Origin of the sequence: Lactiplantibacillus sp. YT640, from assembly GCF_049745435.1 — a bacterium.
GTDB classification, from domain to species: Bacteria; Bacillota; Bacilli; order Lactobacillales; family Lactobacillaceae; genus Lactiplantibacillus; species Lactiplantibacillus plantarum.
Genome location: NZ_JBMNVY010000065.1, coordinates 1 through 5,910, shown reverse-complemented (window position 1 = coordinate 5,910; position 5,910 = coordinate 1). Strand labels below are relative to the sequence as shown.

At 46.7% G+C, this 5,910-nt stretch carries 5 protein-coding genes, 2 pseudogenes and 1 riboswitch; of the genes and pseudogenes, 4 read left to right on the top strand and 3 right to left on the bottom strand.

The annotated features are described in order from the left end of the window. Positions 1-81: 81 nt before the first annotated feature. Positions 82-618: pseudogene (locus ACOV1R_RS15710) on the bottom strand (YfhO family protein); the annotation flags it as partial. 227 nt (positions 619-845) lie between these two features. Then, positions 846-976, top strand: a riboswitch (FMN riboswitch). A gap of 158 nt (positions 977-1,134) precedes the next feature. On the opposite strand from ACOV1R_RS15710, the gene ribD reads away from it, so the two are divergent. From ribD to ribH, 4 genes and pseudogenes are all read left to right on the top strand, one after another. Then, complete coding sequence (ribD, locus tag ACOV1R_RS15705; RefSeq protein ID WP_003644273.1) at positions 1,135-2,202, top strand: bifunctional diaminohydroxyphosphoribosylaminopyrimidine deaminase/5-amino-6-(5-phosphoribosylamino)uracil reductase RibD; 1,068 nt, start codon at positions 1,135-1,137, stop codon at positions 2,200-2,202. Beyond that, positions 2,203-2,805 (top strand): annotated as a pseudogene (locus tag ACOV1R_RS15700) (riboflavin synthase). A 1-nt stretch (position 2,806) separates the two neighbouring features. Then, the gene (locus tag ACOV1R_RS15695; protein WP_054519073.1) at positions 2,807-4,021 is read left to right on the top strand and encodes a bifunctional 3,4-dihydroxy-2-butanone-4-phosphate synthase/GTP cyclohydrolase II; all 1,215 of its coding nucleotides are present in this window, start codon (positions 2,807-2,809) and stop codon (positions 4,019-4,021) included. Further along, positions 4,018-4,497: a 6,7-dimethyl-8-ribityllumazine synthase gene (ribH, locus tag ACOV1R_RS15690; protein WP_217203425.1), complete on the top strand. Its 480-nt coding sequence runs from the start codon at positions 4,018-4,020 to the stop codon at positions 4,495-4,497. The genes ACOV1R_RS15695 and ribH overlap by 4 nt, the downstream gene beginning before the upstream one ends. 30 nt (positions 4,498-4,527) lie before the next feature. Here the strand turns inward: ribH and ACOV1R_RS15685 are convergent, their stop codons facing one another. Both ACOV1R_RS15685 and ACOV1R_RS15680 read right to left on the bottom strand, forming a co-directional pair. After that, a complete protein-coding gene (locus tag ACOV1R_RS15685; RefSeq protein ID WP_003640239.1) occupies positions 4,528-5,088 on the bottom strand; it encodes a nucleotidyltransferase family protein in 561 nt (186 codons plus the stop codon). A 176-nt stretch (positions 5,089-5,264) separates the two neighbouring features. Continuing rightward, entirely contained in the window at positions 5,265-5,828 is a 564-nt protein-coding gene (locus tag ACOV1R_RS15680; protein WP_003645210.1) for a hypothetical protein, read from the bottom strand. Positions 5,829-5,910 lie beyond the last annotated feature (82 nt).

The window sequence follows — 5,910 nt, the reverse complement described above, 5'->3', positions numbered from 1 at the left end:
ATAAGCTCGCTCATGTTTATCTGGCTACGGTCTACATTGCCTCAATTTGCATCTTACTTAAGTAGTTTTAAGACGGACCCTAGTTGCAATTAAGTGGTCGAGTCCTTGAATGACCAGTGGTAACCAAATTAATGCATCCAACCACATGATCGTAAAATAGTTGAGGGCAACGAAGCCAGAGAGGCTGAAAGCAACACCAAAAATGGCAGTCGACCACCGCTTTGTTTGAAAATGCGTTTGTAAAAAAGCCGTCATAGTGACCGCAATCAAGCTGATTTTTAACATGATGAGTAGACTAAGTCCGGTTGGCAAATTGGCCGCCGGAAACAACAACATCAAAATGTTAAATGGGCTTAATAGATAGTAAGCAATCGTGGGTAGTGCGTTACCGCCTAATGACTGTGAAAATGAATATAATTGAAAACTATGCGTTAAAATGGCATGCCGATACGCGGTGAAAAATGATAAGTATTGGCCACCCATATCACTAATTAATAAGTTATGGTTACCGAAGGGCGTGATCCCCCAAATTGCGAAGACAATCCCCATGATAGCAAGGGACAGTAATCCAGCTGTCACTGCCACTTGCCAGCGCCTTGTTTGATAATTAGGCCACATTTTATTCAACTCCGATATTATGAATGATTTCATTGTACCGTACTGAAACTTGAAAACTAGTTAAGAAAAGCGAACAATTTTCTGAAAAAAGTTAAGAATTAGTGTTAGTCATTATCATTTTTATAAAGTTTGCTAGCAGTTTAACACAGCAGTTCACGAGGTTAAACTAAAAGGGGTGATTGACAATTGATTAAGAAAGTGTTTTTATAAAAGGTGAAAACTGAATACGATTTCTTCGGGGCAGGGTGCAATTCCCGACCGACGGTAACAACGTAAGTTGAAGTCCGTGACCCGCGTGAGCGGTGGACCCAGTGCAAGTCTGGGACCGACAGTATAGTCTGGATGGGAGAAGAAAATTATTGCTTGAATTTTACTAGGCAGTAGTGGCTATTGGCGACCTTTAAGTAGGTTTATTTAGCTGGATCCTACTGGTGAAATCTATTTGGCGAACACTTCACACCCGATTATCGATGATTTGATAATTGGGTGTTTTTTTATCTTGTTGGAGGTGAACCAATGTTAACTGATTTTATGCAAATGGCTATCGATCAAGCCAAATTGGCGGGGGTGGCGACGTACCAAAATCCCCAGGTCGGTGCGGTATTAGTCAAAGACGGCCACGTGTTAGCTCAAGGTTATCATCATTATTTTGGCGGTGACCATGCTGAGGTGGATGTGCTGCGGCAGGTCACACCAGAACAGGCGCGTGGGGCCACGTTATTTGTCACACTGGAACCTTGTTCACACTATGGGAAGACGCCGCCGTGTAGTGCGCGAATCGTCGCGGCCGGAATTCGGCAAGTCGTGATTGGTCAATTAGATCCCCATCCAATCGTGGGTGGTAAGGGACGTCAGTATCTTTTGAACCACGGAGTTGATGTGGTGACGGGCTGTTTAACGGACAAAGTTCGCGCGTTGAACCCCCACTACAATCATTTTTATGTGCAGCAGCGACCATGGATCACCCTAAAAACGGCGATAACGCTTGATGGCAAAATTAATACTGAAACGCCGACTCGGACGCTGGTTTCCAATCATGCTAGTTATATCGATAGTCAGTGCTTACGGTCACAGTTTCAAGCAATTCTGATTGGTGAACGGACGCTAACGATTGATGATCCACAATTAACCGTCCGACTGACGGCAATGGTGCAGCCACCGGTTCGATTGGTGGTGTTGAATACGAGTACCGTGGCGTTAAACCACCGGCTTGTTCAGGACGGTCAGGCACCAACCTGGTTACTTTGTCGTCAGGCTGCGGCTAGTGACGACCAACTTCGAAACAGTCCCAATGTACACGTCCTGATTGGCAACTGGACACCCGCTGCAATCAGTCAACTATGTGTCGAACAAGGCTGGCAGTCACTCTTAGTTGAAGGTGGGGCTCATCTGCAAGCTGAATTTGTTGCGGCTGAATTGATTGACGAATGGGTCAGCTACATCGCACCAATGATGATTGGTGGGACGGGTTTGCCAGCCGTTACCGGGGCCGCTGCGATGACACCGTTGACATTTGAACAACCAACGGTAACTTGTTTAGGGACGAATATCCGGCTACGGGCCGTTCGAAAGGAAGTTAAGTAAATGTTTTCTGGAATTATTCAAACCAAGGGCCGCGTCAGCCAAGTGCACCAACAAGGGTTGGAAATGACCCTTACGATTACCGCACCGTCGCTGATGACACCGAGTCTTAAGATTGGTGACAGTATAGCGGTGAACGGCATTTGTTTAACGGTAACGACCCGATAAGCGGATGCTTTCAGTGTAGTGGTGATGCCTGAAACGGTGCGTCGAACGAACTTAAAGATCCTTGTGGTCGGTTCATTGGTGAACCTAGAACGTGCGTTACAAGTGAACGCGCACTTAGATGGGCACATTGTTCAGGGGCACATCGATTACTGTGGTCAAGTGATGCAGCGACAATCTGATGCGCACGCGTTGCGTCTGTTGATCAGTTTACCGTCAGAATATCGCGCACTAGTAGTCACTAAAGGTTCGGTGGCAGTTGATGGGGTTAGTTTGACGGTCGTAGCGGTCACGGAGACAACGTTTGAAGTCGATTTGATTCCGCATTCACAAGCGGTGACGACCTTGTCTAAGTTACAAGTTGGAACGCTGGTGAATGTAGAAACGGATATTCTGGGCAAGTACTTGGCCCGGCAATTAGCATTAGAGGGGAGTCATTAAGATGGATACAATGAAAAAGGTAGCAGCGGCCTTGGCCGCATTAAAACGGGGCGAATTGATTATTGTTGCGGATGATGAGACGCGTGAAGCGGAAGGAGACATGGTTGGCCTAGCCGCTAAAGCAACCACTGCGACAGTGAATCGGATGATTACATCAGCGCGGGGACTACTCTGTGTTCCGATGGCGCCAAGTATCGCCACGCGACTACATTTGACACCGATGACTAGTGAACACGATGCGTTTGGAACGGCATTTACAGTCTCAACGGATCACCATACGACGTCCACGGGAATCTCGGCAGCTGATCGGGCGACCACGATTCAAGCGTTAGCCAATCCCAATAGTCAGGCCGCTGATTTCTATCATCCCGGGCACGTTTTTCCATTGATTGCGCGGACTGGTGGATTGTTAGCGCGGCGTGGTCATACTGAAGCGGCCGTCACGTTAGCACAATTAGCAGGTGTGACCCCCGCGGCCTATATTTGTGAAGTTATCAAGAAAAATGGCTTAATGGCGCGGCGCCGTGATCTCAAAGCTTTGGCAGAGGGCTTACAATTATCGCTAATCACCATTGAAGATATTACCACCTACGTGATTCAAACGGGTGCCGCCCAGCTAACAACGACCCCGAGTGTCAACTTACCGACCAAGGATGGTCAGTTCACGATGACTGGTTTCGAAGCCCCCGGTCATACGGCGTTGCCAGTGGCACTGCAAGCTGGTGATATCAGTGGCGATGAACCAGTGTTAGTGCGGTTACACTCTGAATGCTTTACGGGCGATGTTTTAGGATCGCGGCGGTGTGACTGTGGTGATCAATTACACGCCGCACTCCAAAAGATCAGTCAAGCTCAGCGCGGTGTTTTCGTCTATTTACGGCAAGAGGGTCGCGGCATTGGCTTGGCTAACAAACTAGCAGCTTACGCACTCCAAGAACACGGGGTTGATACGTATGATGCGAACGTGCAGTTGGGCTTTCAACCGGATGAGCGCCGGTATGATATTGCGGCATTAATGCTACGCCAAATGGGGATTACACGGGTTCGTTTGCTGACTAATAATCTTGACAAGGTTGAGCAGTTACGTGCAGCGGGGATTGATGTTGTTGAACGGGTCCCCTTAGAAATACCAGCCAACCAGTACGATCAAGCTTACTTAAAAACAAAACGTGATCGATTTCATCATCAACTCACACTAACGGAGGGACACGAATGACAACTTTTAACGGCAAAATTAATGGCAACGGGCTTAAGATTGGGATTGTCGTGGCGCGTTTCAATGCGTTTGTAACGCAGCAGCTTTTAACTGGGGCACAAGAAAGTTTGGTACAGCATGGGGTCAATGAAACCGATATTGACGTGGCCTGGGTACCGGGAGCTTTTGAGATGCCACTGACGGTTCAAAAAATGATTACAACCAAGCGCTATGATGGCGTGATTGCACTTGGGGCAGTCATTCGGGGTGCAACCGCGCACTTTGACTATGTTTGTCGTGGCGTGACGACGGGGATTGCGACCGTCAGTTTGGCAACCGATACGCCCATAATGTTCGGCGTTTTAACCACGGATACCATTGAACAAGCTATGGATCGCGCTGGCTTTAAGAGTGGCAATAAGGGTGCTGACTGTGCGGTCAGTTTGTTAGAAACGTTGGACGTGCAGCGGGCAATATTAAAAGCTGACTTGGCCTAAATGACGTAAATTAAGGGTATGCATAATATTTCAAATACCATCAATTTGTAACTTGGGCCATTGTTGATGCCACTGCTTCTGTGCCATTCGCTGCTGATAGATTGCCATGTGCTTGGCATCCTGGCGATAGTAGGGGATTGGGGAACAGCGAAAGTTTATCAAATCGTCTACACCGTATGGGGCGATTAGCTTGATTTGATTTTCGTCTAAAAAGGCGCCAATACAAGTTGGAACTTCGACAAAGTGACCAATTGCATCGGTAACGGAAGTGAATTCGGGATCCTTATCAAAATTATAATGTGCCATATAGACCTCATTTTTTATTTGCCATTGGTATTGTGGGGCTTTATCAGTAAGTTGCTGATAGATTTTTAAATCATCGCTGGCTGGTCGCTCAGGGTCAAAAAAGACGACGTCAATATCACTGTTGAACATCACTGGCTGCCCGCTGAGTACTTGCCAAACAGTATTACGGATGCTACCAGCCGCCAATGCGCCTTGTTTTAAATGACAGTCTTGAATTAATTGAAGAATCGTCATTAAAGCAGGAGTTGTTTTAATAATATGAATAACTCGTTGTTCGTTGGTCATTGAAAACACCTCAATTTAATGTTGGTTAAAAATAGTCTAACATAGTAATGATATCGTGCAATTCAAATAAAGGATTTGCTTTTGCTGATTTCATAAAAAATTAAGGCCGCTTACCACTACTAACTGATAGTGGTAAGCGGTCTTAGTTTTTGGTTGTGAGTTTAAGTAATAATTGCCTAGTCTTCCGTAACCTCAATCTTACCAACTGCAATTGGTAGGGTTACGTGAGCATCATACATGCCCACTTCACCAGCGACTGATGCAGGTAGGGCTAAGTCTTGTGGGACGCCGTGAATATAAATGACCCGCTTGTCTAGTTCTAAGTCATCGGTACCGAAGACTTCTTTGAACTTAGCCTGTAGGTCGCCTAAGGGCACATCGATTTCATAAGCGAAGTGGCCCTGCGCGTCGGCAACTGGGTAATTATCATTTGGTACGTCCATATGATGGGGCGCATTATCAAATGGGACCATCGTCGTCCCAGAAACAGGTTCAGTTTCAGGCAAGTCTACAAAGCCGTCGTGATTGACATCTTGGGCCATAGTAGCAATCTGTGCCGCTTTGCCATTTGGAAAGCCGTGGAAATGTTCCCAGTGTTGCGTGTTGGCCGGGGTATCGAACATTTCAATGGTGACGTGTAATTGGTTACCAGTTTCAGTGAAAGTCGCTGTGCCGTGTGGGGCAGTACCGATTCCTTCGGCGTTCAGCGGGACGATGTTAGCAACGTATTTTTTAGTCAGGCAAATTACAAGTTTAATCCGAACAAGCCCGGAATCTTTCAATGGCAGTCTGTTGATGATGTATTTTTAATGGTCGTTGATT

What these genes read in the sequence shown, in the direction of transcription:
- ribD (WP_003644273.1), top strand. Translation starts at nt 1,135, where the DNA reads ATGTTAACTGATTTTATGCAAATGGCTATCGATCAAGCCAAATTGGCG.
- ACOV1R_RS15695 (WP_054519073.1), top strand. Translation starts at nt 2,807, where the DNA reads ATGGATACAATGAAAAAGGTAGCAGCGGCCTTGGCCGCATTAAAACGG.
- ribH (WP_217203425.1), top strand. Translation starts at nt 4,018, where the DNA reads ATGACAACTTTTAACGGCAAAATTAATGGCAACGGGCTTAAGATTGGG.
- ACOV1R_RS15685 (WP_003640239.1), bottom strand. Translation starts at nt 5,088, where the DNA reads ATGACCAACGAACAACGAGTTATTCATATTATTAAAACAACTCCTGCT.